Origin of the sequence: Salmonella sp. 32082101201600294FB01SM01, assembly GCF_017572865.1 — a bacterium.
GTDB classification, from domain to species: domain Bacteria; phylum Pseudomonadota; class Gammaproteobacteria; order Enterobacterales; family Enterobacteriaceae; genus Salmonella; species Salmonella enterica.
The window spans coordinates 1-3,847 of sequence record NZ_JAGESB010000012.1 but is presented as its reverse complement, the minus strand read 5'-3'; the positions used below and the strand labels follow the sequence as shown (position 1 = coordinate 3,847).

The 3,847-nt window shown below is 68.5% G+C and carries 6 protein-coding genes; all 6 read left to right on the top strand.

Annotation, left to right across the window (positions count from 1 at the left end):
• On the top strand, positions 1 to 501 hold a 501-nt coding region (gene ccmA, locus J4645_RS22040), incomplete at its 5' end, for a cytochrome c biogenesis heme-transporting ATPase CcmA (protein ID WP_053259112.1).
• Positions 498 to 1,157 carry a heme exporter protein CcmB gene (gene ccmB / locus J4645_RS22035; protein ID WP_000990028.1) on the top strand — a complete coding sequence of 220 codons (660 nt, stop codon included), beginning with the start codon at positions 498 to 500 and terminating at the stop codon, positions 1,155 to 1,157. The genes ccmA and ccmB, both read left to right, overlap by 4 nt.
• Positions 1,158 to 1,208: 51 nt before the next feature.
• Positions 1,209 to 1,946, top strand: coding sequence for a heme ABC transporter permease (locus J4645_RS22030; protein WP_017442047.1), 738 nt, complete (start codon positions 1,209 to 1,211; stop codon positions 1,944 to 1,946).
• The gene (ccmD, locus tag J4645_RS22025) at positions 1,943 to 2,155 is read left to right on the top strand and encodes a heme exporter protein CcmD (protein WP_000074110.1); all 213 of its coding nucleotides are present in this window, start codon (positions 1,943 to 1,945) and stop codon (positions 2,153 to 2,155) included. Before J4645_RS22030 ends, ccmD begins: the two co-directional genes overlap by 4 nt.
• The gene (ccmE, locus tag J4645_RS22020) at positions 2,152 to 2,631 is read left to right on the top strand and encodes a cytochrome c maturation protein CcmE (RefSeq protein WP_001053598.1); all 480 of its coding nucleotides are present in this window, start codon (positions 2,152 to 2,154) and stop codon (positions 2,629 to 2,631) included. Before ccmD ends, ccmE begins: the two co-directional genes overlap by 4 nt.
• Positions 2,628 to 3,847: heme lyase CcmF/NrfE family subunit (locus tag J4645_RS22015; protein WP_208209013.1), on the top strand; the 1,220-nt coding region annotated here is incomplete at its 3' end. The genes ccmE and J4645_RS22015, both read left to right, overlap by 4 nt.

Genomic DNA, 3,847 nt, shown 5'->3' with positions numbered 1-3,847 from the left:
AAAACCACCCTGCTGCGCCTGCTGACCGGGCTGGCGCGCCCGGACGGCGGGGAGGTGTACTGGCAGGGCGAGCCCCTGCGCCGCGTGCGCGACAGCTTCCATTCCGGCCTGCTGTGGATAGGGCACCAGCCGGGGATAAAAACCCGCCTGACGGCGCGGGAGAACCTGCACTTCTTCCACCCCGGCGACGGCGCGCGCCTCCCGGAGGCGCTGGCGCAGGCCGGTCTGGCGGGATTTGAGGACGTGCCGGTTGCCCGGCTCTCGGCCGGACAGCAGCGCCGGGTGGCGCTGGCCCGCCTGTGGCTGACCCGCGCCGCGCTGTGGGTGCTCGACGAGCCGTTCACCGCCATTGACGTTAACGGCGTGGCGCGCCTCACCCGGCGGATGGCGGCGCACACGGCGCAGGGCGGGATGGTCATTCTCACCACCCACCAGCCGCTGCCGGGGGCCGCGGACACCGTCCGCCGCCTGGCGCTGACCGGCGGGGGGGCAGGGCTGTGATGTGGCGTGTCTTCTGTCTCGAACTGCGCGTGGCGTTCCGCCACGGCGCGGACATCGCCGGCCCGCTGTGGTTCTTCCTGATGGTCATCACCCTGTTTCCGTTAAGCGTCGGGCCGCAGCCGCAGCTGCTGGCGCGTATCGCGCCGGGCATCATCCAGGTGGCGGCGCTGCTGGCCTCGCTGCTGGCGCTGGAGCGGCTGTTTCGCGACGACCTGCAGGACGGCAGCCTGGAGCAGCTGATGCTGCTGCCGGTGCCGCTGCCGGCGGTGGTGCTGGCGAAGGTGCTGGCCCACTGGGCGGTGACCGGCCTGCCGCTGATTATGCTCTCCCCGCTGGTGGCGCTGCTGCTGGGGATGGACGTGTACGGCTGGAAAATCATGGCGCTGACGCTGCTGCTCGGCACGCCGGCGCTGGGGTTTCTCGCCGCGCCGGGCGTTGCGCTGACGGCCGGCCTGCGGCGCGGCGGCGTCCTGCTGGGCATTCTGGTGCTGCCGCTGAGTGTCCCGGTGCTGATTTTCGCCGCCGCGGCGATGGACGCGGCATCGATGCATTTACCCGCTGACGGCTATCTGGCGGTGCTGGGGGCGCTGCTGGCGGGCAGCGCGACGTTAAGCCCGTTCGCCACCGCAGCGGCGCTGCGCCTCAGCGTGCAGTAGCGCCCCGGCGCGACGGACATTTTACTGGTTTCAGGAGGTCAGGTGACGACTATGTGGAAAACCCTTCATCAGCTGGCGGCGCCGCCCCGGCTGTATCAGATTTGCGGCAGGCTCGTGCCGTGGCTGGCGGCAGCCGGCATCATCGCGCTGGCCACCGGCTGGGTCCGGGGCTTTGGTTTCGCCCCGGCGGACTACCAGCAGGGGGAGGGCTACCGCATTATGTACCTGCATGTCCCGGCGGCCATCTGGTCAATGGGTATCTATGCGGCGATGGCGGTGGCGGCGTTTACCGGGCTGGTCTGGCAGATGAAAATGGCCAGCCTTGCCGTCGCGGCGATGGCGCCGGTGGGGGCGGTGTACACCTTCATCGCGCTGGTCACCGGCGCGGCATGGGGCAAACCGATGTGGGGAACCTGGTGGGTGTGGGACGCGCGCCTGACCTCGGAGCTGGTGCTGCTGTTTCTCTACGCCGGGGTCATCGCCCTGTGGCACGCCTTTGACGACCGTAAAATGGCCGGGCGCGCGGCGGGCATTCTGGTGCTGGTCGGCGTGGTGAACCTGCCGGTTATCCACTATTCCGTCGAGTGGTGGAACACCCTGCACCAGGGCTCGACGCGGATGCAGCAGAGTATCGACCCGGCGATGCGCTCGCCGCTGCGCTGGGCCATCGCCGGCTTCCTGCTGCTCTTTATGACGCTGTCGCTGATGCGGATGCGCAACCTGATTTTACTGATGGAAAAACGCCGCCCGTGGGTGAGCGAACTGATACTGAAAAGGGGGCACCGGTGAGTCCGGCATTTTCATCGTGGAGCGATTTTTTCGCCATGGGCGGGTACGCCTTTTTTGTCTGGCTGGCGGTGGCGATGACCGTGGCGCCGCTGGCGCTGCTGGCGCTGCACACGGTGCTGCAGCGCCGGGCCATTCTGCGCGGCGTGGCGCAGCAGCGGGCGCGCGAGGCGCGGATGCGTGCCGCACAGGCGCAACAGGAGGCCGCGTGAACCTGCGACGTAAAAACCGGTTACGGGTGGTCTGCGCGGTGCTGGCGGGCCTGGGGCTGACCACCGCCCTGGTCCTGTACGCGCTGCGCGCGAATATCGACCTGTTCTATACCCCCGGCGAAATTCTCTACGGCAAGCGCGAGACGCAGCAGCTGCCGGCGGCGGGCCAGCGCCTGCGCGTCGGCGGGATGGTGATGCCCGGCAGCGTCAGGCGCGACCCGGACTCGCTGAAGGTGAACTTCAGCCTCTACGACGCCGAGGGGTCGGTGACGGTGAGCTATGAAGGGATACTGCCGGACCTGTTCCGCGAGGGGCAGGGGGTGGTGGTGCAGGGCACCCTGGAGAAGGGCAACCACGTCCTGGCGCACGAGGTGCTGGCCAAGCATGACGAGAACTACACCCCGCCGGAAGTGGAAAAGGCGATGCAGGAAAACCACCGCCGCCCGCAACGCGCTGATAAGGACACCTCATCATGATGCCTGAATACGGCCACGCGCTGCTGTGCCTGGCGCTCGGCGTGGCGCTGCTGCTGTCCGTTTACCCGCTGTGGGGCGTGGCGCGCGGCGACGCGCGGATGATGGCGTCGGCCGGGGTGTTCGCCTGGCTGCTGTTTATCTGCGTGGCGGGCGCGTTTTTCGTGCTGGTGCACGCCTTTGTGGTTAACGACTTCACCGTGGCCTATGTCGCCGGCAACTCGAACACGCAGCTGCCGGTGTGGTACCGGGTGGCCGCCACCTGGGGAGCGCACGAGGGCTCGCTGCTGCTGTGGGTGCTGCTGATGAGCGGCTGGACCCTGGCGGTGGCGGTGTTCAGCCGGCGGGTGCCGGCGGATATCGTCGCCCGGGTGCTGGCGGTGATGGGGATGGTCTGCGCCGGTTTTCTGGCGTTCATCCTGTTCACCTCCGGCCCGTTCGCCCGCACGCTGCCGGCCTTTCCGGTGGAGGGGCGCGACCTGAACCCGCTGCTGCAGGACCCGGGGCTGATTTTCCACCCGCCGCTGCTGTACATGGGCTATGTCGGCTTCTCGGTGGCCTTCGCCTTCGCCATCGCCGCGCTGCTGAGCGGGCGTCTGGACAGCGCGTTCACCCGTTTTGCCCGCCCGTGGACGCTGGCGGCGTGGGTGTTCCTGACGCTGGGCATCGTGCTCGGCTCGGCGTGGGCCTACTACGAGCTGGGCTGGGGCGGCTGGTGGTTCTGGGACCCGGTGGAGAACGCCTCCTTTATGCCGTGGCTGGCGGGCACCGCCCTGCTGCACTCGCTGGCGGTCACCGAACAGCGCGCCGGCTTTAAGGCGTGGACGCTGCTGCTGTCCATCTGCGCCTTCTCGCTGTGCCTGCTGGGCACCTTCCTGGTGCGCTCCGGGGTGCTGGTGTCGGTGCACGCCTTCGCCTCCGACCCGGCGCGCGGAATGTTTATCCTCGCCTTTATGGTGCTGGTCACCGGCGGCTCGCTGCTGCTGTTCGCCGTGCGCGGGCACAGGGTGCGTTCGCGGGTGAACAACACGCTGTGGTCGCGCGAGTCGCTGCTGCTCGGCAACAACGTCCTGCTGATGGCCGCCATGCTGGTGGTGCTGCTGGGCACCCTGCTGCCGCTGGTGCACAAACAGCTGGGGCTGGGCAGCATTTCGGTGGGGGAGCCGTTCTTTAACACCATGTTCACCTGGCTGATGGTCCCCTTTGCCCTGCTGCTGGG